This is a genomic window from Thalassolituus sp. LLYu03 (assembly GCF_050507655.1).
GTDB lineage: Bacteria > Pseudomonadota > Gammaproteobacteria > Pseudomonadales > Oceanobacteraceae > Venatoribacter.
Genome location: NZ_CP191496.1, coordinates 3,070,716 through 3,094,271, shown reverse-complemented (window position 1 = coordinate 3,094,271; position 23,556 = coordinate 3,070,716). Strand labels below are relative to the sequence as shown.

Sequence of the window (23,556 nt, the reverse complement as noted above, 5' to 3'; positions counted from 1 at the left end):
CTCAGACTGTCATTATCAATATGGTACAAAAGTCCCATAAAAATAATGACGCCACAGGCAACCATTCTCACAGGTACGGTTATGCAAGCACTTAACGTTAAGCGCCCTTGGGGCGTGATGGGTTTCTGCGCTCTGGCGTTGGCATTTAACGCACAGGCGGATTCGGGTCAGTTCAGCACGCTCACCTACAACGTCGCCGGTTTGCTGGAGGTGTTCTCCAGTGCCGAGTCGGACCGCCAGAGCGCCACCGAACAGATCAGCTGTTACGTTAACGAATTCGACTTCGTTAACGTGCAGGAAGACTTCAACTACCACGCCGCGCTGTACGACACCTGCGACGATCACCCGTACCGTTCCGCCACCACCGGCGGCATGGGCATCGGCAGTGGTCTGAACACCATGAGCCGCTTTGAATATCAGGACTGGGAACGGGTCAGCTGGGACGACTGCAACGGCGTCGACTGCCTGACCCCGAAAGGCTTTACGCTGGCGCGCACCCGTCTGGCAGAAGGCGTGTATGTGGATATCTACAACCTGCACACCCAGGCCCAGACCGAAGACGCGGATTTAAGCGCGCGCCGCGCCAACCTGCTGCAGCTGGCGGACTTCATCGAAGAAAACTCGGCCGGTAACGCCGTGATCGTGATGGGCGACACCAACACCCGTTACACCCGCGACGGCGACAACATGTGGGAGCTGCTCAACCGTGGCTTCAGCGACGCCTGGCTGAATCTGGTGCGCAACGGTGATGTGCCGGCCAGCGGTGCCGACGCTCTGGTGTGCGATCCGAAAATCACCAGCGCCGACTGCGAGATCGTCGACAAGATCGTCTACCGCAGCAACGGCTTTATCACCCTGAACGCCAGCCTGTATGAGGTACGTCAGGACGACGAGACCAGCGATGGCCTCAAGCTGTCGGACCACCCGCCGGTGCAGACCAACTTCAGCTGGAGCACCCGCGCCGACCGCCAGCTGAGCGATCCGTTCGGCGGTCCGCACGGCACCGCGTTTAACGATGTGTCGCTGCTGCCGGACAATCCGGCCACCAAAACCGTCAGCCTGCGCGCCGGTTCGCGCGTCGATCAGCTGGGTATTACGTTAAGCAACGGCTTTGTCAGCACCCACGGCGGCAGCGGTGGCACCGCCAAATCCCTGACCCTGAACAGCGGCGAATACCTCGCCAGCCTGAATGTGTGCTCGGGTAAAAAAGACGACCACACCCGTATTTTCTACGCCAAATTCACCACCACTTCGGGCCGCACCCTGAGCGGCGGCAGCACCACCTCAAGCTGCACTACCTTCACGGCTCCGTCCGGCTGGCAGATTGTCGGCTTTCACGGCCGTGCCGGTGATGAGCTGGACAAGGTCGGCGTGATTTACGCCCCGCAGCAGAGCGGCGACAGCGCCGTGAGCTGGGCGGCGCTGCAGAATCAGGCCTCGGGCCTGTGTCTCGATATCAATGGCGGCACCATGGCCGACGGTACCAACGTGCTGCAGTGGACCTGCTCCGGTGCGACCTGGCAGCAGTGGCATTACGACGCCAGTACCGGTCTGGTGCGCAGCAAAAACGATCCGCGCTTCTGTCTGGATAACAGCAACGTGTTTGGCAACGGCGCCAACATTCAGCTGCACACCTGCAATGGCAGTGCAGCGCAGCAGTTTGTGCTGGGCGCCGATGGCGCGCTGGCGATGCGCACCCTGACCTCGCAGGTGGTGGACGGTTATGGCACCAGCGCCGGCGACAACGTCGGCACCTGGTGGAATTGGGGGGGCGGTAACCAGCGCTGGACGCAGGTGCCGTAAAACGGAGCAGGCACTGGCGGCGGCTCTGTCGCCGGGCCGGGCTCAGCATTTCAGTAAAGGAGACTGATGATATGAAGAGGGTTTACCTGTTTATCGCATTGCTGCTCGGCTTTGGCATGCACGCCAGCGCCTCGGTCAGCACACTGGATGTCGATGCCGTTCCGGCCGACGGCGCCCAGTATCCGCTGGCACTGGAAGCCACCACGGGTGAGGACGACGGCACGCGCTTTCTGGCGCTGGGCGCCGACGTGTTTCAGTCGGTGGTGGATTCCGCCAATGGCCTGAAAACCAATCTGGAAAGCACCTGGTTCCAGTGGAGCTACAACCGTGGCATCGGCACCATTCCGGCCAGCTGTGACAACGGCTACGACAACGTGCTCGGCATCTGTTACCAGCAGTGTCCGCAGGGCTACGACACGGTCGCCGGCGTGTGCTGGTCACAGTGTCCGTCGGGTTATACCGACATGGGCGCCACCTGCACCAACTGGAGCAAACTGAAAACCGTGGGCAAAGACAGCTTCCTGCAGGCCCGCGCGTCCACTCAGTGTGCGTCGGGCATGGTGAATGAGGCCGGCCTTTGCTACGAGCCCTGCGCCGACACCTTCACCGGCGTTGGTCCGCTGTGCATTGGCCAGTTTGATGGCAGCTCGGGCGAAGCCCTGTTAGCCCAGCAACTGGATGCCCAGCACGAGGCTGCCAGTGCGGGCGCCGCCAGCGGCGGTATCGCCCTGAGCGCCGACGAAGCGCCTAAGCTGCGTACCCACGTTATTTTCACACCGATCATGTGCAGTCTGGATGCACTGGACGGTGCCTTCGGAGTGCTGCCGGATCCGGCCAGGCTGGGTGCCATGGCGGTGGACGCTGCCGGTGATGCGGTGCTGGGGGCTATTTCCGATGCCATTCCGGCAAGTTCCGGTGGTGTGTCGTATCTGCCGTCGCTGGCCGATACCGTGCTGTTCGATTTCTCCGCCGACGCTCACTGCGCCGATGACGGCGTCGTCGCCACCGCCGGTCTGAGCATGGACCCGAGCGTGACAGTCAAAGTCAGCACCCGCATGTTCGACCCGGCGCTGCACAATCTGGCCGGTGTGGATCTCGGCATTATGCAGGTGTCGGTGTACGAGCTGATTCCGTTCCGCATTTACGGCACTGTGGGCACCACCTTTTCGGCGAATACCGAGCTGACCTCGGAAATTGACCGCACGCTGCCGAAGCTGCTGGTCGAAGGTCAGCAGTACGCCACCCGTACCCGCCTGAGCACAGAGCCGGCGATGGATCTGTGGCTGTCGTCTGAGGCCTATATCCGCATCACCAGTCTGTTCAGTTTTATTCCGGACCTGCTGCAGCTGGGCGCGGAATTCAAACTGCATGTGCTGGATGTGGCCATGCCGTACGTGGTGGAAGAAGGTCTGCGTGGCAACGAAGGCGGCTTTGAGCTGTACCGTCAGGAGCAGCTGAACAGTGAGCTGTCGAGCGGCCACGGCTACGTCGATACGTTCCTGCGCGTGTTCGGCATCGAAACCAACGCCTTTGGTGACGATGCGGATATCGAGTGGTCCGGTTACGAGCAACAGGATGAGCTTCTCAACAGCGAAACCGTGACGCCGCTGTCGATCTGATCCTGCTTTTTCGCTCCCCGTTTACGGGGAGCTTTTTTTATTTCTGGCAGGGCGTTTTTTTAAAAAATAAAGCGCTCTGTGCTTTATGTCTTTTGATTAAACATTCTGTTTTTAACTCATGGAACGGATATGCGCTGGCTGAAAAAAATCGGACTTCTGCTCGGGCTTGTGTCGCTGGTGCTGGTGGCGGGTTTCTTCTGGCTGCTGCATGAATTACCGACCCGCCCGCCGCAGACCGTCGCCGCGCAAAATCATCTGGTCGCCGATGCAGAACCGCCGGCCGGTACCTGTCTGGCCAGCGGTATTCGTCCGGCGTATCAGGTGCAGGTGTCGGTGGTCACGCAAACGGCCGACCCGGCCAATACCGTGGAAATGTATCACTCCGATCTGACTTTCCGTCTGCAATTACAGCCCACGGGCGCTGATCGCCTGACCGGAATGGCGGCCGATATTCAGATCAGCGAAGCCGGGCAATCTCCCGTGCTGATTGATGAATTTCCGTTTCTGGCGCGCGCTCAGGGCGGGGCGCATCTTTTATTCAGTGCCTACAACGATCTGGGGCTGATGAAACAGCATCCGCTGGCGGTGCTGGCGCAGGTGATTAAAAACTTATCCGTCGGCGAACCCGGTGACGTGTACCGCTTTGCCTACGATGGCTTAGCGCGTAATTACCGTTATCAGAACGAACAGGGCAATTGGCAGCGGCAGGCCTCGGTGCCGGGGGCTTTGCCCATGTCGTTGTCGGCGGCGCCAACGCTGCAACCCGACTGGCAGGTGCAACTGGGTCGCGACTGCGCGCCGGATTTTATGAGCGCCAGCGAAATACAGCCGCTGAGCCTGGGGCAGCAGGATGCGCAGCTGGTGTTCCGCATGCAGGCGCAACGCATCGATCCGTTCCGCGATTTATCGGGCCTGAATCTGACCGCCGCGAGCAACGCTGCGCTGCACTGGACCCTGCAAACGGTGAGCAGCGGTGACACTCAGGCGATTCAGTCCGTTGCTGATATGTGGGCGGCGTTCGGCAATTTTGCACAGACCAAAAATGTGGCGCAGTTGCAGAGTGCCGCGCGCTTTCTGCTGCAACAGGTACAACCGCTGGAGCTGGCGGCACTCATCAGCAATCAGCAGCTGACCGATGCTCAGAGCCGTGATCTGCTGTTTGGTTTAAGCCTGCTCAGCAGTGCCGCGGCCGAGCAGTATTTACTGGATGTACTGACGGCCTTGCCCGCCGGCGATGCGGCCGCGGATTTAGCCAAGGTGCGCACTATGGTGGCGGTTACCGGTAACGGTGCGGTTTCGCAAAATGCTTACGACACCCTGCAACAGGTGGCGGCCGATCGCGCGGAAACGGCCAACGTGCGCAACAACGCGCTGATCAGTCTGGGCAGTGTGGTGCAGCAAATGGAAACCCAGGGGCAGGATGTCAGCACGCTGTCGTCCCGGCTCAGTCAGACCTTGCTGAATCAGATGAATAAAGGCGATGCGGCGTCGGCCATTCTGGCCGCCGGCAATGCCGGGCTGGATTCGCTCGACAGCGCGGTGGCCGATACTGTGCTGGCGCGTTTGAGCAGCGGCAACAGCAAAGAACGTTATTCGGCGGCGCTGGTGCTGAGCCGGTCGGCGGATTATTACGACCGCCTCATCAGCCAGCTGGAGCAGGAAACGTCGCCGCTGGTGAGCCACGCCATTGTGTCGGGGCTGGAAGGGCAGACGCTGAGCCAGAGTCAGCGCCAGTCGCTGACAACACTGGCGGCCAGTCGCCCGGATTTATCCGTGCAGCTGGCACAGTTGCTCGACTGATGTGCGCGCTCGTTGGCTGAATGAGTGCCGTTAATGGGTGATTTTAAGCATAAAAAAAGCCGGCGAAATGCCGGCTTTTTTATGCAGCAGACGTGAGCGCCCTCAGAGTCCGAGGTCTTTTTTCAGTGCCTGAATGCGCTTGTGCTGTTCATCGCGGGGCAGGGCAATGTCCACGGTTTCGGGCAGGGCTTTGGCAATATCCATTGCCAGTTCTTCGCCATCCTGAATGCGCTTCAGCAGAATTTCATAATTGCGCTGAAAAACCGGGAAGGCATGTTCTTCTGCAGTATTGGCCAGAAAAAACCAGTCGCTGGCGCGTCCGGCGAAATACACCGCCGGGTGTGACCAGTTGAATTCTTTTTTCGGTGACGGCGCTCGGCACGCTTCCATATAGGCGGCGTAAGCCGATGGCAGACCCATGGCGTCGGCGATATCACAACGCGCCAGCACTTCGTGCACGTTGGGCAGAAAGCTGTTTTCTCTTACCGCTTTTTCCGCCGCGCGCATGATCACTTCACCGCTGTAATCGGCCAGCAGACGCGCCCACAGTTTTTTGGCCGTGTTCATCGTTTCAATATCAGGAAATGCTTTGGTGAACTGGTTGTGATAATTAAAACGGAACATGGCAAAGATCTGATTAATGCCGTTAATCAGATCATCGCTTGGGATCTGCGTTTCACTTGGCCCAGCTGGTGTCGGTGAGGAGTGTCTCGAGGCTTGCGTTAGCTGTTGCGTAACCCGGTTTAGCAGCTGGCTGGCCGGAAGTTTGTGATCCATAAGTGTCTCCTGACGGCTGGGCCAGACGTTTGCCCCATTGCTGTTTTACATACTGCAGAAAGCGGCTGTTCCAGCTGTTGTGTACCTGATTGGAATCGCGCCAGTAGAGCACAAATTCCGGCACCAGTTGCTCGGCAAAACGTCGGTCGATGTGCGCCATGGCGAGAATATCAAAACAGTCGGGCGACGGCTGCCAGTTGTCGCTGATGCGGGTTGGCAGCGGTGAGTGGTCGAGGGATACGGAAAACCGCGCCCACTGCTGACGCACGTGCTGAATGAATTTGCTGTTCCAGGTTTTAAAGGCGTCGCCGCGTTCGGCCCAGTAGAGCACGAACTCGGGAACGGCGTCGGTAATAAACTGCGGGTCGATGCCGGCGCGCTGCAGAATCTGCAGGGCGTCGCCGTTCGGTTGCCAGTCGAGGCTGATGGGCGCGGCTTCGTCCGGTGCCGGGTTAAACGCCGTGCGTTCCAGCGTGCGCTGGGCGCGCTGAGCGTCGTTCTGCACAAACACCCACTGGCTTTTTACATGGCGGAAAAAGCGCGTGTTCCAGTCGTTACGGTTGGCGCCGGCTTCCTGACCGCTGAGCACAAAGGTGTCGATCTGGGCGCAGGCAAAACTGCGCGGAATACCGTGTTGTTCAAGCCGTTGCAGGGTGTCTTCCTGCGGCGCCCATTGCGCGGGCAGCGGCTCTTTGATGTGCATGGCGCTGCTGTTGAGCGGGGTCTGAATGGCAGCCGGATTTTTCTGCTGCGCCGGCCGCGCCTGTGGTGCGCGCTGGTTCATCTGCGGGTCGGCATTGACCGCATTGGCGCCCGGCATAAAGGCGAAAATCAGACCTTCACCGTCAGGAAACAACGGGCTCTGCAACGACAGCAGGCCTTTGTCCATCAGGCTGCGCAGCACACGGCGGATGGTGACATCGTCCCAGAAGGGCAGGTGCTGCCGTAATGCGTGATTGCCCAGACGCGCCCAGTTCTGACTCTGCAGGCGCGCCGCGTCGTTCAGCACAGTCAGCAGTATCGCTTCCTCCAGGCCGATGGTGGCGGCCAGAGTCGCCGACAGGGCGATGGTTTTGTCGCTGAACAGCGGATGGCTGGGCATGGGTTATCTCTGTATCTGGTGTGGCGTGCCGGGCCGGCTTACGTTAGTGTGACAGGCCCTGACATCCTGACGCCGAAGGCTGGCGTCTGCAACTGGGTCCGGGGCTGTTCATCGGCCACCGGGCGTGACACGCTATTGTACTCATTTTCCAGGCAGTTCCCACGCTCATGACTCGTCCAACCCGCGCTGTAATTAACTGGTCTCATCTCCGTCACAACTACGAACTGGTGAAAGCCACCGGCACCGGCCGAACGTACGCTGTGATCAAAGCCAATGGCTACGGCCATGGGTTGCTCAACTGCGCCCGCGCGCTGAGCGGAGCAGACGGTTTTGCGGTGGCCTGTGTCGATGAAGCCATGGTGCTGCGTGAAGCCGGTATCCAGCGCAAGATCGTTGTGCTGCAGGGCGCCTACGACGGAGCCGAATGGAAACTGGCGGCCGAACACAATATTCAGCTGGTGGTGCACCACGAACAGCAGCTGGATGAACGCGACAGCATCACACTGCCGGCCACGGTGGGCGTGTGGCTGAAGATCAACAGCGGCATGAACCGCGTGGGTTTCCGCCCGGAGCAGGCCGACGCCGTGCTGGCGCGTATCAGCGCCGACGACAAACTCGATCTGCGCCATGTCATGACTCACTTTGCCGCCGCCGATGAAGCCGATTCTGGCTCTTTTGCTGAGCAGGTTGCGCTGATGAGCAGCCGTGAATGGCCGGTGTCGCTCAGCCTGAGCAACAGCGCCGCCCTGTTCCGCGGCACCGGTATTGAAGAAGGCGTGCGCCGCCCGGGCATCTGCCTGTACGGCAGCTCGCCGATGCCACACAAAACCGCCGCCGAACTGGGCCTTAAGGCCGTCATGAGCCTCGAATCCCGCGTCATCAGCACTCACAAAGTGCCGGCCGGCGAAGCCGTGGGCTACGGCGCCGACTGGCGCGCTGAGCGCGACACCCGTGTGGGTGTGATCACCGTCGGCTACGGCGATGGTTATCCGCGTCATGCGCCAGCAGGCACCCCGGTGCTGGTCGATGGTGTTGAGTGTCCGCTGATCGGCCGCGTGTCGATGGACATGATTACCGTGGATTTAACCGACCATCCGCTGGCGCACATCGGCAGCCATGTCGAGCTGTGGGGCGATCACCTGAGTGTCGACCGCATCGCTGCTCTGTGTGGCACCATCAGCTATGAGTTGTTCTGCCAGCTGACCCCGCGCGTAAAACGCGTGGCGCGTGAGCTGCCGAGCGACACCCAGAACACGCCGCTGGCCGCCGCCCGGGTGTGATATGACCTTCGCCGACCTGCGCGCGTATCTGCTCAGCCGGCCGGAGGCTCTGGAAGATTTTCCGTTTGGCCCCGAGGCCTACGTCTACAAAGTGCAGGGTAAGATGTTTGCCCTGCTGTACGAAAAAGACGGGCAGCTGAGTGTGAACCTCAAGTGTGAACCGCTGCAGGCGCAGCAGCTGCGCGACGTCTTTGCCGCGGTAACCCCCGGCTATCATATGAACAAAACCCACTGGAACACGGTGCGGGTGAATGGCGATGTGCCGGCCCCTGAGCTTGAGCGCATGATCGACCATTCCTACGCACGGGTGCTGAAAAGCCTGACCCGGGCACAGCGGACGTTTCTCGAAACCCGCTACCCGGCGGATCAGTTGTACCGGGAGTAACCCATGACGCAGAAAACCCCTCAGGCCACGCCCATGCTGGCCGCCGACGCTTTGCTGCTGGATCAGCAGCTGTGCTTCTCGCTGTACGCCACCTCGCTGGCCATGACCCAGGCCTACAAACCCCTGCTCGAACCGCTGGGGCTCACGTACCCGCAATATCTGGTGCTGCTGATTCTGTGGGAAGAAGACGGCCTGGGCCTGAAAGACGTGGCCGCCCGTCTGGGGCAGAAGCCCGGTGCGCTGACGCCTGTGATCCGTCGTATGGAAGAACAGGGGCTGGTGGTCAAGGCGCGCAGCCCGGAAGACGAACGCCTGCTGGAAATCCGCCTGACCGACGCCGGCCGTGCATTACGCGCCGATGCCGAAGGCGTTTACACCTGCATTCTCAGCCAGTGCCATACGCCGGTTCAGGCGTTGTCGGCGCTCAAGCAACAGCTCGACCAGCTGCGCGCACATTTGTTGGCGGCAGGGGTTGACGAATAATGGTTATCGCGATAACTTAATCCGCAAGCCCTGATCGCAGGGCTTTTTGATCAACATATAGTTATCGCAATAACTTTTTGCTGTATGCCTGAGTCAACGCGTGCTGACATCCTCGGGCATGGATTTTAACCAAGGACATCAGGTCCTTTTTTAAACGTCAGATAGTTATCGCGATAACTTAATTAAGGAGATCCTTATGAGCATTCTGTATACCGCCGTCGCTACCGCCACCGGTGGCCGTGATGGCAAAGCCCGTTCTTCGGATGGCGTATTGGACGTTGCCCTGACCACACCCAAAGAACTGGGCGGTGCCGGTGGTCATGGCACTAACCCCGAACAACTGTTTGCGGCGGGCTACTCGGCCTGTTTTATCGGCGCGCTGAAGTTCGTCGCCATGCAGGACAAAATCCGTCTGCCGGCGGATGTGAGCATCACAGGCCATGTCGGCATTGGCGCCAACACCAAGGGCGTGGGTTTTGCCATCGCCGTGGAGCTGCAGATCAGCCTGCCGGGTATGGAGCGCGATGAGGCGCTGGCGTTAATCGAAAAAGCCCATCAGGTGTGCCCGTACTCCAACGCCACCCGTGGCAATGTTGAAGTCATCCTGACGCTGGTATGAGCCCGCCGGGTTCTGCAACAGAAGCCAGCTAACCCCTGGGGAATATGGCACGGACTGTTTCCTTGCCATTATTCTCCGAAGGCCGCTATTGTCAGTGGCCGAAACGTTAACCGATTGCCAACCCTCATCGTGGAGTACGACAGATGATTAAAGCCTGGGCAGCCTTTGAAGCCGGTGGTGAACTCAAACCTTTTGAATACGATCCGGGCCCGCTGGGCGCACACGATGTGGAAATCGAGGTGGAATACTGCGGTATCTGCCACTCCGATCTGAGCATGATCAACAACGAGTGGGCTATGACCACCTATCCGCTGGTGCCGGGCCATGAAGTGGCCGGCCGTATCAGCGCTGTGGGTGCTCATGTGAGCAAATTCAAAGTGGGCGACCGCGTCGGTCTGGGCTGGCACTCGGCCTACTGCAACGACTGCCAGACCTGCCTCGAAGGCGACCACAACCTGTGCTCCGATGTGCATCACACCATTGTCGGCCGTCACGGCGGCTTTGCCGACAAAGTACGCGCGCAGGCCACGGCCGTGGTGGCGCTGCCGGATAACCTGCCATCGGAAACCGCCGGCCCGCTGTTCTGCGGCGGCATTACCGTGTTCAACCCGATTGTGCAGTTCGATGTAAAACCGACCGCGCGCGTGGGTGTGATCGGTATCGGCGGTCTGGGCCATCTGGCGGTGAAATTCCTCAGCGCCTGGGGCTGTGAAGTGACGGCCTTTACCTCGTCTGAAGCCAAACGCACCGAAGCCCTGTCGCTGGGTGCGCACAAGACCATCGACTCCACCGACAAAAACGCCATCCGGGGTGCCAAAGATTATTTCGACATGGTGATCTCGACGGTCAACGTCGAACTGAACTGGGGCGCGTACATCAGCACCCTGCGTCCGAAAGGCCGCCTGCATTTTGTCGGCGCTCTGCTGGAGCCGGTGAAGGTGAATATTCTGGCGCTTATGGACCAGCAGCGTTCTATTTCGTCATCACCCGTGGGCAGCCCGGCGGTGATCGGTCAGATGCTGGAATTTGCCGCCCGTCACGACATTCAGCCGCAAGTGGAAGTGTTCGCCATGGACGAGGTGAACAAAGCCATCGACCGTCTCGAAAACGGCAGCCCGCGTTACCGCGTGGTGCTGAAGCGCTGATCTGTATCTTCCTGCCCTCACGCCTGCCGTGCCTTCTGACAGGTGCGGCAGTGCTTTCTGCTGAGTTCTGTTCCTGTAACGCTTTCTGGGTTACGGGCGGACGCCAAAAATAACCGTCATTTCTGCTGGGCTTTGGTCTTTCTGCGACTACGCTTTTTTCAATGTGTTGGTCTTAAAAAGTGTCGGTCATGACACTGTCTGGGAGATAAAACCTATGTGGTTCAAGCGTAAGGACGTGGCGGCTGCCACGGTTCAGGACAGTAGCAGCAACGATGTGATACGCGCTTACCGGGATTCTATCTGGCTGTGTAACGCCGCCATCGAGTTCGAGCCGGACGGCACCATAGTGGATGTCAACGAACTGTTCCTGAACGAAGTGGGCTACAGCCGTGATCAGGTGGTGGGCAAGCATCACCGCATGTTCTGCACCAAGGAACAAATCAACAGCCCGGATTACGACGCCTTCTGGCGCTACCTGCAGGACGGCCGTCGCCAGACGGGTTTGTTCCAGCGCCGCAACGCCAGTGGTCAGGATATCTGGCTGCAGGCCAATTACTTTCCCATCGTGCTCAATGGCCGTGTGCAGCGGATCATGAAGCTGGCGCAGAATGTGACTGCCGAGGTGGAAGAGCGTCAGCGGCAACAGTTTGTGCTGCAGGCACTCGAGCGCTCGCAGGCCACCATCGAATTCACCCCGGATGGCACGATCGTGAATGCCAACGACAATTTTCTGCGGGTCATGGGTTACGAACGTACAGCCATTGTTGGCAAGAACCACCGCCTGTTCTGCGATGAAAGCTTCTACCGCGAAAACCCGGGGTTCTGGAAAGATCTGGCCGCCGGCACCTTTAAAACCGGCCGCTTTGAGCGTAAGCGCAGCAACGGCGACAAAGTCTGGCTGGAAGCCACGTATAACCCGATCAAGGGTAATGATGGCCGGGTGCAGCGCGTGATCAAGTTCGCCACTGACATCACCGAGCGTGTTGTGCACGTGCGCGACATCGTGCAGGTGGCCGCGACCAATTCCCACGCCATGGCGGCCATTACCGACCAGGGCACGCAGTTGCTGGGTGAGGCGGTGCGCGATTCGCAGCAGGCCTCGGAACAGGTGAGTGCCGCCAGTCAGCGCATTGAACAGCTGCGGACAAAATCATCGGAAATTACCGCCATCGTCACCACCATCAGCAGCATTGCCGAGCAGACCAACCTGCTGGCGCTGAACGCCGCCATTGAGGCAGCCCGTGCCGGTGAGCAGGGACGTGGCTTTGCCGTGGTGGCCGACGAAGTGCGTACGCTGGCGTCGCGTACCAATAAATCGACCATTGAAATTGAAGAGATGGTGCGCGCCAATGAAGCGCTGACCGCCAGCGCCATGGACATTATGAAAGCCGTGAATACCCGCACATCGGATGTGGAACAGCACATTACCGGAGCCGCCGAGCTGATTGAAAATATCCGCAAAAACGCTCAGGAAGTGGCGTCGTCGGTGGGGCGTCTGGATCTCTGATGGCGATGGTGTGCGCTGCATGTCAGGCATAAAAAAACCGGCCATCGGGCCGGTTTTTTTATGCCGTTTAATCCGGACTTACACCTTTTTTATTCGTGGTTATTGGCCGGAAATTAAGAATAAAAACATACTGAAAATTCACTTAATAACACCTGATCGAATAACAGAAATTAACAGCCGCACAGCCTCTGTAAATAGCCGGTTAAATCACTCTGTAAATGCGCGTTACGCGGGCGCGAACAAGGCGTAATGCGTATGACTATTGTGCAACTTCCCTCTGTTGCGTGGACGGATAAAAACTTCTTCCTATAGTGAGGGAGAACTACCCGCGGAGGTGTGTATGTGGTTTGGCAAAAGCCGGCAGGCAGCGCCGGAACAACAAGCGCAGACAACGGATGCTCTGGAACAGGCGCTGTGGCGCAACAACGCCATGATTATTTTTACCCCGGACGGCACCATAGTGGACGCCAACGACCAGTTCCTGCAGGTCGTGGGCTATTCCCGCGAGGCGGTGAAAGGGCAGCATCATCGTCTGTTTTGTACGCCAGACCATGCCGCCAGTGCCGACTACCGGGCGTTCTGGGATAACCTCGGCCGTGGCCGTCATTTCAGCGGCGCGTTCGAGCGGGTGGGCAGCAATGGCCGCCGTATCTGGCTGCAGGCCACCTATTTCCCGGTGGAAGAAAACGGGCGGGTCACGCGGGTAATCAAGCTGGCGCAGGACATTACCGCCGAAACCGCCGAGCGCATGGCTCAGAAAGCGGTCAAAGACGCCATCGACCGCTCGATGGCGGTCATCGAGTTCTCACCGGACGGTACCGTTCTGGGGGCCAACGACAATTTTCTGCGCACCATGGGCTACAGCGCCAATGAGATTGTCGGCAAGCATCACCGCATGTTCTGCAACGATTCCTTTTACCGCGAACATCCGGATTTCTGGCAGCAGCTGGCGCTGGGAAAATTCAGTTCGGGTAAATTCGAACGCTTCCGCCGCGATGGCTCCACCGTCTGGCTGGAAGCCAGTTATAACCCGATTTATGACGATCAATGCCGCGTTATTAAGGTCATCAAACTGGCCTCGGATATCACGGCGCAGACCGAGCAGGCGCTGGAATTTCAGCGCGCCGCCGATACCGCCAGAATGAACTCGCTGCAGACGCTGAACCTCACCGACGAAGGTGCGGGTCTGCTGCGCACCAGTGTGTCGGCGTCGGCAGGGGTTGCCAGTCAGGTGAGCGAGATCGCCACCAGCATCAGCCAGCTGAGCGCCAAATCGGCGGAAATTTCTGCCATTGTTACCACCATCAGCAGCATTGCCGAGCAGACCAATCTGCTGGCGCTGAACGCTGCCATTGAAGCGGCCCGGGCCGGCGAGCATGGCCGTGGCTTTGCCGTGGTGGCCGACGAGGTACGCAATCTGGCGTCGCGCACCAACCGCTCGACCGCTGAAATCGACGACATGGTAAAAGCCAACGAATCCCTTACCCGCGCTGCGATGGCGCAGATGCAGAAAGCCGAAGCCGATACCCGTAATGTCGGCGACCAGATTGGTAAAGCCTCGGAGCTGATCAGCAATATCCGTCAGAGCGCCGATCAGGTGGTGGGCATAGTGGCCGGTATCCGTGTGGTCTGACGCCGGTCTTGCCCGGTTACAAAACTCCCGCACAAAAGCCGCCGGGCTGTCTGCTGTGTTTGGCCGTGACTGATCTAAAGTTAGACAGACCAGTAACGGCCGGAGACGCGGCATGTGGCCCCTGACGCCCCGCAGTGACAATGACAACGACAGCGAACTGAACCGAGCCTACAAGGATGCTCTGTGGGCGAATAACGCCATCATAGAGTTCAGCCCGGACGGCACCATCACCGACGTGAACGACCTGTTCCTGAGCATGGTGGGCTACCGCCGCGACGAAGTGGAAGGCCGTCATCACCGTATGATGTGTCCGCCTGATTACGCGGCCAGTGACGAATACCGTGAGTTCTGGCTGTCGCTGGCCGCCGGGCGGTTCCACAGCGGTTTATTTCTGCGCCGCGACTGCGCCGGCCGGGATCTGTGGCTGCGTGCCACCTATTACCCGGTGGAGCTGAATGGCGAGATGATCCGCGTACTCAAGGTGGCGCAGAACGTGACCGCCGAGGTCGAGGAACGCCACCGCCAGAAATCCATTCTGCAGGCCCTCGACCGGTCGCAGGCCATCATCGAATTCGCCCCCGACGGCATAGTGACCTACGCCAACAGCAATTACCTGACGGCCCTGGGCTACGGGCTGGAGGAGGTGGTCGGCAAGCACCACAGGTCCTTCTGCCAGCCGGATTTTTATCAGGACAATCCGTGCTTCTGGAAAGAGCTGGCGTCCGGCGATTTCAAGCGCGGCACCTTCGAGCGGCGCCATAAAGACGGTCACAGCATCTGGCTGGAAGCCTCGTATAACCCCATTTTCGACAACGAAGGCCGGGTCGAGAAAATCATCAAATTTGCCCACGTTGCAGAACCCAGAAGCGAGGCGGCGGTCGGTCCCATAAGCCTGTCGGCGTCCTGAGCAGGCCTGTCGGCTTTGTGAGCCCGCCAGAGCGTTCTCAGAGAGCGGCTGTCAGCGGCTCTGTGTATCCGGCGGCCTGCCTTTGTAAGCGCTGCTGAGGGCACAAGAATCCTACAAATCTCCCCGCACTCAGGCATTCGCCTGAGCTAGGCTGTGAATAACTTGCCGGGCTGGGGTTCAGCCATGACCAACCGCTACGTTCCCGATGAAGAGGCGCACCGCCTGCAGGCGCTGCGCGCGCTTAAAATTCTCGACACGCTGCCGGAGGATCGCTTCGACCGGGTCACCCGGGTCGCGGCCAGCCTGTTCAATAAACCCATTGCCCTGATGACCCTGGTAGACGACAACCGCGTGTGGTTTAAATCCCGCGCCGGGTTCGCAGAGTGCTCCTGCCGGCGCAATATTTCGTTCTGCACCCACGCCATTCTGGAGAAGGGCGTGATGCTGGTGGAGGACGCCCGTCTCGATCCGCGCTTCGCCGACAATCCGCTGGTGACCGGCTACCCCAATATCCGCTTTTACGCCGGCTACCCCCTGCTCAGTGGGCAGGGCCACGCGGTTGGCACCCTGTGCGTTCTGGACCAGAAACCGGCGGCCTTCTCCGCGCATGAGGCCGACTTGCTGGCCGATCTTGGCCGTATGGTCGAAGACGAGATGAACAGCTACTGCAATGCTGCTCAGGATGCCCTGACCGGCCTCTACAACCGCCCGGGCTTTCAGTTGCTGGCGCAGCATTCGCTGTCGCTGTGCAAACGCCAGTACTGGTCGGCCATGCTGCTGTACATGGACCTCGACGGTTTTAATCCGCTCAACGAGCGTGCCGGTCATGCCGTGGGTGATCAGGCGCTGCAGGAATTTGCACAGCTGCTCAGTGAGCAGTTCCGTGGCGAAGACCTGATCGCCAGGCTTGGCAACGATGAATTTGTGATTCTGATGCCGAACTGCCCGGCGGTGGAGTACCCGCTGTTTCTGAGCCGTCTGGCGCAGGGCATGGCCATGCTCAACCGCCGTCACCCGGACTGGCAGCTGGGTGTGTCGTGCGGCATGGCAGAAATCCGCCCGAATGCGCACCAGCCGCTGGACCACTACATCAAACAGGCGGACCTGTGCATGTACGAGAGCAAACGCCAGAACAGCGATTTGCCGCACGTGCGCTATCTGGCGTCCTGACGCTTACCGTCTGACGGCGGTGTGGCTGCCTACCGCCCGGAGCACGTGTTTGCGATTCTGTGCTTGACCTTAAAGTCAGCTTTAATCTTAGGATGGTCTCCTTCCCTGATCTGAAGGAGCCCGACATGCCCTCTGTGATACTGAATCCGCTGACCCTGCCCAACGGCCAGGTGCTGAAAAACCGCATTGCCAAAGCCGCGATGGAAGAGAGTCTGGGTGACAACCAGTTGCTGCCGGATGAGCGTCTGCTGCGCCTGTACCGCATCTGGAGTGACGGCGGCACCGGTCTGCTGATCACCGGCAACGTGATGGTCGATCGCCTGGCCATGACCGGCCCCGGCGGTGTGGCGCTGGAAGCGGATTCACCGCTGGAGCCGTTCCGTGACTGGGCCGACGCCGCGCACGCCGCCGGCACCAAAGTGTGGATGCAGATCAACCATCCGGGTCGTCAGGTGTACGCGGCCCTCGGGGGCAAAGCCCTGTCAGCGTCCGATGTGGCGGTGGATCTGGGTAAGCATTCCAAACTCTTCGCCAAACCCCGCGCCATGACCGAAGCCGATATCCAGGATGTGATCGAACGCTTCACGGTGACTGCGGCGCAGGCCGAAAAAGCCGGTTTTGATGGCGTTGAAATTCACGCCGCCCACGGCTATCTGCTCAGTCAGTTTTTGTCGCCGCTGACCAACCGCCGGCAGGACCAGTGGGGCGGTTCGGTTGAAAACCGCGCGCGCCTGCTGCTCGAAATCGTGCGCCGTGTGCGTGCGCAGGTGAAACCGCAATTCGCCGTGGCGGTAAAGATCAATTCGGCGGATTTCCAGCGCGGCGGCTTTGATCTCGACGACGCCCGCGCCGTGGTGCGCCTGCTCAACCCGCTGGGGGTGGACGCCATCGAAATCTCCGGCGGCAGCTACGAAGCACCGGCCATGCAGGGCCGCACCGCCGACGACCGCACGCTGGCGCGCGAGGCGTTCTTTCTGGAATTTGCCAAAGACATCGCCGCCGTGGCGCAGATGCCGGTGATGACCACCGGTGGCATTACCCGTCTGGCGACCGCGGAGTCGGTGGTGAACGCCGGCGTGGCGCTGGCCGGTATCGGCAGTGCGCTGGCCATTTGCCCGGATCTGGTGAACCGCTGGCAACAACAGGCGGATTACCGGGTGGATATTCGTCCGCTGGGCTTTAAAGACAAAGCCATCGCCAGCGTGGCCGCCATGGCCCTGATCCGTCGTCACATGCACCGCTGGGCCGCCGGGCGCAACGGTGGCCGCCGTCTGAACCCGGTGTTCACGCTGGTGCTCGACCAGATCCGCACCCTCGGGCGTGTGCGCAACTACCGGTCAATCAACTCGCTCTGAATCCGGCCGGATGACACAGGCTTTACTCCCGTCTTGCCCGCCCTGTGCGGGCTTTTTTGTGTCTGCCAGCTGCGTCTGATCCGTGCTGGTTCAGGCACCGGCATCGCGTGCACTTAGCACTTTTAACTGAATGTTCATTCAATAGTGATTGAATGGCGGCGCGAATTGCCCTAAATTCGGACGCTGTACTGGTATTTATTTGAATGAGTGTTCTCTAATTGGCTGAGATTCTGCCCTTACCGACCCGTCCCCGCAGCCGCCTGAAGGCCACCGACAGACGCGATCAGTTGCTCGATGCGCTGGTCAGCCTGATCCGCAGTGAGGGGCATGAGCAGGTCACCATGGCGCGTCTGGCGCAGATGGCCGGGGTGAATCCGTCGCTGCTGATGCACCACTTCGGCAGTAAGGAAAACCTGATGCTGGCGCTGGTTGAGCGTTCGCTCGAGCGTTACAGCCGTCTGTTCCGGCAGATGCCGCAGCAGGGCAGTGGCCGTTCGCGGCTGGTGCAGATGCTGGGCCTGCTGTTTGGCCAGCCGTGGATGGACACCCTGATGGCGCCCGAGCTGTTTGCCATTCTGTCGATTGCCCGCCGCAATCCGGACGTGGCCGCCAGCGTTAACCGCATGTACCGCCGCTATCACAAGGTGCTGACGCAGGAACTCAGGCTGCAGCAGGAAGAAGGCTGCGTGCGGCTGACCGACCCGGCCGCCAGCGCCCGGGTGCTGATGGCGTTGGTGGAAGGCGCGCATTATTTCTCCGAGCAATTGAGCCCTTACGGCGACGACTACAGCGGCCAGCTGCTGAGTCATGCGCTGGTGTTGCTCGGTGCCGGTCCGCTGACCCGTTCTGAGCAGTCCTTGCTGTTGTCGCTGGCCGGCAGCCCGCTCACACCTGACTCTGTATCTACGCCAGAAGCCGCACCTGAACCCACACCTGAACCTGACCCGGCTAGCTGAGCCCGGCCCGAATGGAGGATGCCCGATGAACGACACCCAATGGAAACCCCTGAACAACATCGATCAGCATTGTTTTGGTTGTGGTCCGCAGAACCCGAACGGCTTGCAGATGACCTTTGCGGCCAGCGACACTCAGCTGCGTTCCGACATTGTGATTCCGGGGCATCTGCGCGGCTGGAGTCATCTGGTGCACGGCGGTGTGATCACCACGATTCTGGATGAAATCATGGGCTGGACCGGCATTTATTTTCTGAACCGGTTTCTGCTCACCAAAGACATTAAGGTGCGTTTCCGCCTGCCGGTGTTTATTGAAGAACCCGTGTCTGTGTTCGGTTATATCGGTGCGCACCACAGCGATAATCAGGTGACTTTGATTGCTGAACTGCGCAATGCCAAAGGTCAGCTGGCGGCCAAAGCCGAAGGCGAATTTGTGCTGTTTTCGCCGGAGAAATTCGCCAGCATGAATCTGGTGCCGGCCGATCATCTGAAGCATATGGAAGGCATGTTTTCAGCGGCGCAGCGCGAACATGAAACCTGCGGGAGCTGCGCATGAAAGCCCTGATTGTCGAAGGCGGTGCCATGCGCGGCATTTTCAGTGCCGGCATTCTCGATACCTTTATTGAAGCCGATTATTTTCCCTTCGACTGGTACATAGGGGTGTCTGCCGGTGCCTCCAATGTGGTGGCCTACCTCGGCCGTCAGCAGGGCCGTAATTACCGCGTTTATACCGACTATTGTCAGCGTCCGCAGTGCATCAGCTGGGGCCGCTTTTTACGCGGTGGACATTTAATTGATATCGACTGGCTGTGGGATATTACCGAACGCGAACTGCCGATTGGTGAAGAACACATAGCCCGTCACCGCGAGCAATTGCTGGTGACGGCCACCTGCGCCCAAAGTGGCGAGGCGCATTATCTGTCGCCTGCGGATGACGAAATATTTCAGGCGCTGAAAGCCTCCGGCACCATGCCGATTGCCTACAAAGGCGAGGTCTGGCTGCGAGACCGGCAGTGGGTCGACGGCGGTGTCGCCGACTCGTTACCGGTGGAAGAGGCCTACCGTCGTGGCGCGCGTGAGATTCTGGTGCTGCGCTCGAATCCGTCGTCTTACCGCAAAAAAGCCTACCGTCTGAATAAGCTGTTTCCGTTGTTGTTGCGCTCGTATCCGGGCGTGGCCAAACGTCTGCAACAGCGTCACGCCGACTACAACCGTGCGCTGGATTTTATCCGCAATCCGCCGGCGGATTGTGTGGTGCACGAGATTTGCCCGCCGGACAGTTTTGCTGCCAGCCAGTTCAGCCGCGATCCGCAGGTGCTGCATCAGGCGTATGAGCTGGGGCTGGAGGCCGGCCGCGACTGGCTGGCACGTCAGCCGGCAGACACCGTTTAACCTTTTCTCAACCGCTTTTTACGGCGAATTAACCCGTTTCGGCGCCGTTATTTTTGCGGAAATTCAGCGGCGATACACCGCCGTTGTTTTTGCGGAAGGCGCGGCCGAAATTGGCCGGGTCGTTGTAGCCCAGCAAATAACTGATCTGCTGTACGGATAAGCGCGTGGTCAGCAGATACTGATGCGCCATGTCCTGCCGCCAGGTTTCGAGCAGGGTCTGATACGTGGTGCCTTCGTCGGCCAGCCGGCGGCGCAGGGTGCGCGGCGACATGGCCAGTTCATCGGCCACCTGTTCAAAGGTGGGAAAGCGGCCTTTGGCGCGCGCCAGCATCAGCTGGATTTGACCCGAATATTTCTGAATGCTGGCCCATTGCTGCAGTTGCTGTTCGCACTGCTGCGCGGCCTGTTTCTGCACCTGCTGATCCGCCAGCTGCGATGGAATGGCCAAATCTTCCCACGGCAATAACAGCTGATTGGCGGTCTGGTTAAAGCGCACTTTGCACGGAAAAAACGCCTCGTACAGGTCGCGGTATTGTGGGTCGTCAAAGGCGAAATTGGCCTGCATCAGGCGCGCCCGGCCACCGGACACAAACTGCAGCACCGCCATCAGGGTAACGGACAGCGCTTCCAGAAAGGTGGCGCGGATATCCCCCAGCGCGTACAGCTCCTCCATGGTCAGGCAGGCCAGTGAGCCTTTTTTCTCCAGACTCAGCGCCACCAGAGGCGTGCGCGTGGCCACGTACTGACAGGCCAGCCGCCCGGCGTCGCCCAGCGTGGCGCTGCTCATGGCCGCCAGTCCCAACAGGCCGTGGGTGGTGATGGTCAGCTGACTGCCCAGATACAGGCCGAGGGCCGGTTCGTTGATTTCGTTGCGGCTCTCGCGGATCAGCGCACTGAACTGGCCCCAGTCGATGCGCTCATCGTGCTCGCCAACGTCGGCGGCCGAACCGGCGCGCAGGCACACAGCCGCCGCATTGCCGCCACGGCTGGTGACCAGATTCAGAATGTTGCGCACATAGTGGGTCGGCAGCTGTGCGCAGTCCGCCATAACGTCGTGTTTCATCCGTCCTATCTTATGCAGCCATGCGCGCCAACGCAGCGTCTGTACCCCCTGATTGGCCCCATATGACCATTTATTGTCAATGGCTGCTGTAACCCGCTTTGGCCGCTGCGCCCACAATGAGCAGCATCAGGTTCTGTCTGTGAACCCCGCTTAATAAGAACAACAAAACCGGAGGCTGTATGTTGTCACTGTTCCGCAAAAGCCCGCGCAGCATCACGCTCGCCAATACCGGCCAGACGCTGACCGCCCAGCCTGGCGAAACCATTCTGCAGGCCGCGCTGCGCGAAGGTCTGCGTTTTCCGCACAGCTGCCGTGTCGGCGGCTGTGCCGCCTGCAAATGTCAGCTGACTCAGGGCAAAGTGAAAGAACTGACCGAAAGCGCCTATGTGCTGAGCGCAGATGATCTGGATAACCACTACATTCTCGCCTGCCAGAGCGTGCCGAAATCCGACATTCAGATTTCGCTGCCGCACTTCGATAACCGCAGCCCCGATCATCCTGTGCAGCAGTGCGAAGGGACGGTCGCTGCCGTGCGCGAACTGACCCACGACATCCGTGCGGTAACCGTGCAGCTGTCGTCACCCATGACCTTTACCGCCGGCCAGTACGCCAATCTCAGGCTGCCGCTGATGAGCACGCCGGTGCGTGCGTATTCCTTTGCCGCCACCTGCCCGGCGGGCGGCACCCGCGAGCTGGAATTTTTTATCCGCCATGTGCCGGGTGGGGCGGTGTCGCCGTTATTCCAGAGCGCGGATGTGCTGGGCGCGGCGGTCGAAGTCGACGGCCCGCACGGTGATTTCTGGCTGCGCCCGGACGACAACGCCATTCTTGCCATCGCCGGCGGCAGTGGTCTGGCGCCGCTGTTGTCGCTGCTGCGTCAGGGCGTGCTGGAGCAGGTGTCGCGGCCGGTGACCCTGCTGTTCGGCGCCCGCGCTCAGCGCGACCTGTACTGCCTCGATGAGATTAACGAGCTGGCCGAGCAATGGGCCGGTCCGTTCGAATTTATTCCTGTGTTGTCGGACGAGCCCGCTGACTCTGACTGGGGTGGCATGCGCGGTCTGGTGACGCAGGCCATTGAAGGGCGCATCAGCGGCGATGCGCAGGTGTACCTGTGCGGACCGGCGCCGATGATCGACGCCGCCGTGGCCGAATGCCAGAAATTCAGCGTGCGTCCGACGCAGATTTTCTTCGACAAATTCTTAGACAGCCGCGATCTGGCGGCACAGAAATTACGCGCATAACAAGAAGGAGAACAGCCATGTTCAAATACGCGAAATACACGCTCTTCCATCTGCTTACCGTACCCTTTGGTATCGGTATTACCTTAGGCGGCAACTGGATGTATCTGGGCCTTATTTTTGCCGTCGGTTTTGTGATTGCCGGGGATTTATTATTCGGTGATGACACCACAGAGCCGGATTACAAAGCGCCCGGTTTTCTGAATATTCAGTTGTATTCGTCGCTGCTGCTCATTGTGGTGATGAATTTCCTCATGGTGTGGAGTGTGGCCGACGCCGACGTGCTGGGTTACGGCGCGCTGGTGCAGCAATTCACAGGGTTTGATGCGCTGGCGGCGCGTGAGGGCAATACCATCCCGCAATACGTGGTGGCGATTCTCGGCTGCGGTCTGCTGACGTCTGTGGTGGGCACCATTGTTGGCCACGAATTAACGCACCGTACCTGGGACCCGGTGGCCATGTTCATCGGCCGCTGGTTGCTGGCCTTCAGCTGGGATACCGGCTTCTCGATTGAGCACGTGTACGGCCACCATATTTATGTGGGTTCTACCGACGACCCGGCCACCGCACCTCGTGGGCGCAACGTGTACTGGCATATTCTGGCGTCGACCTGGAAAGGCAATATCAGCGCCTGGAATTTAGAGAAAAAACGTCTGCAGAAAAAACGCCTGCCGGTATTCAGTCATCACAATCTGTACATCCGTGGTCTGCTGATGTCGCTGGTACTGGAAGTCGCGGCCTTTGCCATGGCCGGCTGGATCGGCGTGCTGGTGTTCACCGCCTCGGCGCTGATTGCCAAATCCTTCCTCGAAATTGTGAATTTCATGGAGCATTACGGCATGGTGCGCAACGTGAAAACCCCGGTGCAGCCATACCACAGCTGGAACACCAATAAGCGCGTCAGCTCCTGGGCCACGTTTAATTTAACCCGTCACTCGCATCACCATGCCGAAGGCGACGTGCCGTTCCAGAAACTGCGTCCGTATCAGGATGCGCCTATGATGGTGAACGGTTATCTGACCACCATTTTCCTCACCCTGATTCCGCCACTGTGGAATAAAATTATGGTGCCGAAAGTGCTCGACTGGGATCGCCGTTACGCCTCCGCCGAAGAGCTGGAACTGGCCATGCAGGCGAACCGGAACAGCGGCATTAAAGCCTTTATGCAGCAGGATTACCGCGACCTGATCCGTCAGAAAAGACAGCAGGAAAAGAACCTGAAAGCAGCCTGATCAACCCTTCGCAGGTTGTCAAAATCAGGCAATAAAAAAGCCGGATATTCTCAGAATATCCGGCTTTTTATGTTACCCGTCAGCCGTAATCTG

20 protein-coding genes and 1 pseudogene are annotated in these 23,556 nt (G+C 59.6%); 18 read left to right on the top strand and 3 right to left on the bottom strand.

Annotation, left to right across the window (positions count from 1 at the left end; translation table 11 throughout):
- Window positions 1–81: 81 nt before the first annotated feature.
- The 3 genes from ACQUQU_RS13965 to ACQUQU_RS13955 all read left to right on the top strand — a co-directional run bounded on the left by ACQUQU_RS13965 (window position 82) and on the right by ACQUQU_RS13955 (window position 5,222).
- The gene (locus ACQUQU_RS13965; protein WP_430460315.1) at window positions 82–1,803 is read left to right on the top strand and encodes a jacalin-like lectin; all 1,722 of its coding nucleotides are present in this window, start codon (window positions 82–84) and stop codon (window positions 1,801–1,803) included.
- 71 nt (window positions 1,804–1,874) lie between these two features.
- Window positions 1,875–3,422 (top strand): hypothetical protein, encoded by a 1,548-nt coding sequence (locus tag ACQUQU_RS13960; RefSeq protein ID WP_430460314.1) that lies wholly within the window; start codon window positions 1,875–1,877, stop codon window positions 3,420–3,422.
- 129 nt (window positions 3,423–3,551) lie between these two features.
- Window positions 3,552–5,222 (top strand): hypothetical protein, encoded by a 1,671-nt coding sequence (locus tag ACQUQU_RS13955; RefSeq protein ID WP_430460313.1) that lies wholly within the window; start codon window positions 3,552–3,554, stop codon window positions 5,220–5,222.
- Between the two features lie 102 nt (window positions 5,223–5,324).
- On the opposite strand, the gene ACQUQU_RS13950 is transcribed toward ACQUQU_RS13955, so the two are convergent.
- Both ACQUQU_RS13950 and ACQUQU_RS13945 read right to left on the bottom strand, forming a co-directional pair.
- Entirely contained in the window at window positions 5,325–5,846 is a 522-nt protein-coding gene (locus ACQUQU_RS13950; protein WP_430460312.1) for a replication protein P, read from the bottom strand.
- A 52-nt stretch (window positions 5,847–5,898) separates the two neighbouring features.
- Entirely contained in the window at window positions 5,899–7,101 is a 1,203-nt protein-coding gene (locus ACQUQU_RS13945; protein WP_430460311.1) for a DnaT-like ssDNA-binding domain-containing protein, read from the bottom strand.
- A 167-nt stretch (window positions 7,102–7,268) separates the two neighbouring features.
- On the opposite strand from ACQUQU_RS13945, the gene alr reads away from it, so the two are divergent.
- The 13 genes and pseudogenes from alr to ACQUQU_RS13880 all read left to right on the top strand — a co-directional run bounded on the left by alr (window position 7,269) and on the right by ACQUQU_RS13880 (window position 19,930).
- A complete protein-coding gene (gene alr, locus ACQUQU_RS13940; RefSeq protein ID WP_430460310.1) occupies window positions 7,269–8,381 on the top strand; it encodes an alanine racemase in 1,113 nt (370 codons plus the stop codon).
- Between the two features lies 1 nt (window position 8,382).
- Window positions 8,383–8,766 carry an MmcQ/YjbR family DNA-binding protein gene (locus tag ACQUQU_RS13935; protein ID WP_430460309.1) on the top strand — a complete coding sequence of 128 codons (384 nt, stop codon included), beginning with the start codon at window positions 8,383–8,385 and terminating at the stop codon, window positions 8,764–8,766.
- Window positions 8,767–8,769: 3 nt separating this feature from the next.
- Complete coding sequence (locus tag ACQUQU_RS13930) at window positions 8,770–9,249, top strand: MarR family winged helix-turn-helix transcriptional regulator (protein ID WP_430460308.1); 480 nt, start codon at window positions 8,770–8,772, stop codon at window positions 9,247–9,249.
- Between the two features lie 196 nt (window positions 9,250–9,445).
- Window positions 9,446–9,868 carry an organic hydroperoxide resistance protein gene (locus ACQUQU_RS13925; RefSeq protein ID WP_430460307.1) on the top strand — a complete coding sequence of 141 codons (423 nt, stop codon included), beginning with the start codon at window positions 9,446–9,448 and terminating at the stop codon, window positions 9,866–9,868.
- 143 nt (window positions 9,869–10,011) lie between these two features.
- A complete protein-coding gene (gene ahr, locus ACQUQU_RS13920) occupies window positions 10,012–11,013 on the top strand; it encodes an NADPH-dependent aldehyde reductase Ahr (protein ID WP_430460306.1) in 1,002 nt (333 codons plus the stop codon).
- A gap of 373 nt (window positions 11,014–11,386) precedes the next feature.
- Window positions 11,387–12,445: pseudogene (locus tag ACQUQU_RS13915) on the top strand (methyl-accepting chemotaxis protein); the annotation flags it as partial.
- Window positions 12,446–12,860: 415 nt separating this feature from the next.
- Window positions 12,861–14,153 carry a methyl-accepting chemotaxis protein gene (locus tag ACQUQU_RS13910; protein WP_430460305.1) on the top strand — a complete coding sequence of 431 codons (1,293 nt, stop codon included), beginning with the start codon at window positions 12,861–12,863 and terminating at the stop codon, window positions 14,151–14,153.
- A gap of 112 nt (window positions 14,154–14,265) precedes the next feature.
- Entirely contained in the window at window positions 14,266–15,060 is a 795-nt protein-coding gene (locus tag ACQUQU_RS13905) for a PAS domain-containing protein (protein ID WP_430460304.1), read from the top strand.
- 153 nt (window positions 15,061–15,213) lie between these two features.
- Complete coding sequence (locus ACQUQU_RS13900) at window positions 15,214–16,230, top strand: sensor domain-containing diguanylate cyclase (protein WP_430460303.1); 1,017 nt, start codon at window positions 15,214–15,216, stop codon at window positions 16,228–16,230.
- A 125-nt stretch (window positions 16,231–16,355) separates the two neighbouring features.
- The gene (locus ACQUQU_RS13895; RefSeq protein WP_430460302.1) at window positions 16,356–17,585 is read left to right on the top strand and encodes an NADH:flavin oxidoreductase/NADH oxidase family protein; all 1,230 of its coding nucleotides are present in this window, start codon (window positions 16,356–16,358) and stop codon (window positions 17,583–17,585) included.
- A gap of 218 nt (window positions 17,586–17,803) precedes the next feature.
- Window positions 17,804–18,541 carry a TetR/AcrR family transcriptional regulator gene (locus tag ACQUQU_RS13890; RefSeq protein ID WP_430460301.1) on the top strand — a complete coding sequence of 246 codons (738 nt, stop codon included), beginning with the start codon at window positions 17,804–17,806 and terminating at the stop codon, window positions 18,539–18,541.
- A 25-nt stretch (window positions 18,542–18,566) separates the two neighbouring features.
- Window positions 18,567–19,094, top strand: coding sequence for a PaaI family thioesterase (locus ACQUQU_RS13885; protein WP_430460300.1), 528 nt, complete (start codon window positions 18,567–18,569; stop codon window positions 19,092–19,094).
- Window positions 19,091–19,930, top strand: a complete 840-nt coding sequence (locus tag ACQUQU_RS13880) for a patatin-like phospholipase family protein (RefSeq protein ID WP_430460299.1) — start codon at window positions 19,091–19,093, stop codon at window positions 19,928–19,930. Before ACQUQU_RS13885 ends, ACQUQU_RS13880 begins: the two co-directional genes overlap by 4 nt.
- 28 nt (window positions 19,931–19,958) lie before the next feature.
- On the opposite strand, the gene ACQUQU_RS13875 is transcribed toward ACQUQU_RS13880, so the two are convergent.
- Complete coding sequence (locus ACQUQU_RS13875) at window positions 19,959–20,993, bottom strand: AraC family transcriptional regulator (RefSeq protein ID WP_430460298.1); 1,035 nt, start codon at window positions 20,991–20,993, stop codon at window positions 19,959–19,961.
- A gap of 179 nt (window positions 20,994–21,172) precedes the next feature.
- On the opposite strand from ACQUQU_RS13875, the gene ACQUQU_RS13870 reads away from it, so the two are divergent.
- Together ACQUQU_RS13870 and ACQUQU_RS13865 are read left to right on the top strand one after the other, a co-directional pair.
- Window positions 21,173–22,234, top strand: a complete 1,062-nt coding sequence (locus tag ACQUQU_RS13870) for an NADH:ubiquinone reductase (Na(+)-transporting) subunit F (RefSeq protein WP_430460297.1) — start codon at window positions 21,173–21,175, stop codon at window positions 22,232–22,234.
- A 17-nt stretch (window positions 22,235–22,251) separates the two neighbouring features.
- The gene (locus tag ACQUQU_RS13865; RefSeq protein WP_430460296.1) at window positions 22,252–23,463 is read left to right on the top strand and encodes an alkane 1-monooxygenase; all 1,212 of its coding nucleotides are present in this window, start codon (window positions 22,252–22,254) and stop codon (window positions 23,461–23,463) included.
- Window positions 23,464–23,556: the final 93 nt, after the last annotated feature.

Bases quoted from the DNA above. Each gene is read 5' to 3' on its own strand.
- ACQUQU_RS13965 (WP_430460315.1), top strand. From the start codon at position 82: ATGCAAGCACTTAACGTTAAGCGCCCTTGGGGCGTGATGGGTTTCTGC.
- ACQUQU_RS13960 (WP_430460314.1), top strand. From the start codon at position 1,875: ATGAAGAGGGTTTACCTGTTTATCGCATTGCTGCTCGGCTTTGGCATG.
- ACQUQU_RS13955 (WP_430460313.1), top strand. From the start codon at position 3,552: ATGCGCTGGCTGAAAAAAATCGGACTTCTGCTCGGGCTTGTGTCGCTG.
- ACQUQU_RS13950 (WP_430460312.1), bottom strand. From the start codon at position 5,846: ATGTTCCGTTTTAATTATCACAACCAGTTCACCAAAGCATTTCCTGAT.
- ACQUQU_RS13945 (WP_430460311.1), bottom strand. From the start codon at position 7,101: ATGCCCAGCCATCCGCTGTTCAGCGACAAAACCATCGCCCTGTCGGCG.
- alr (WP_430460310.1), top strand. From the start codon at position 7,269: ATGACTCGTCCAACCCGCGCTGTAATTAACTGGTCTCATCTCCGTCAC.
- ACQUQU_RS13935 (WP_430460309.1), top strand. From the start codon at position 8,383: ATGACCTTCGCCGACCTGCGCGCGTATCTGCTCAGCCGGCCGGAGGCT.
- ACQUQU_RS13930 (WP_430460308.1), top strand. From the start codon at position 8,770: ATGACGCAGAAAACCCCTCAGGCCACGCCCATGCTGGCCGCCGACGCT.
- ACQUQU_RS13925 (WP_430460307.1), top strand. From the start codon at position 9,446: ATGAGCATTCTGTATACCGCCGTCGCTACCGCCACCGGTGGCCGTGAT.
- ahr (WP_430460306.1), top strand. From the start codon at position 10,012: ATGATTAAAGCCTGGGCAGCCTTTGAAGCCGGTGGTGAACTCAAACCT.
- ACQUQU_RS13910 (WP_430460305.1), top strand. From the start codon at position 12,861: ATGTGGTTTGGCAAAAGCCGGCAGGCAGCGCCGGAACAACAAGCGCAG.
- ACQUQU_RS13905 (WP_430460304.1), top strand. From the start codon at position 14,266: ATGTGGCCCCTGACGCCCCGCAGTGACAATGACAACGACAGCGAACTG.
- ACQUQU_RS13895 (WP_430460302.1), top strand. From the start codon at position 16,356: ATGCCCTCTGTGATACTGAATCCGCTGACCCTGCCCAACGGCCAGGTG.
- ACQUQU_RS13885 (WP_430460300.1), top strand. From the start codon at position 18,567: ATGAACGACACCCAATGGAAACCCCTGAACAACATCGATCAGCATTGT.
- ACQUQU_RS13880 (WP_430460299.1), top strand. From the start codon at position 19,091: ATGAAAGCCCTGATTGTCGAAGGCGGTGCCATGCGCGGCATTTTCAGT.
- ACQUQU_RS13875 (WP_430460298.1), bottom strand. From the start codon at position 20,993: ATGAAACACGACGTTATGGCGGACTGCGCACAGCTGCCGACCCACTAT.
- ACQUQU_RS13870 (WP_430460297.1), top strand. From the start codon at position 21,173: ATGTTGTCACTGTTCCGCAAAAGCCCGCGCAGCATCACGCTCGCCAAT.
- ACQUQU_RS13865 (WP_430460296.1), top strand. From the start codon at position 22,252: ATGTTCAAATACGCGAAATACACGCTCTTCCATCTGCTTACCGTACCC.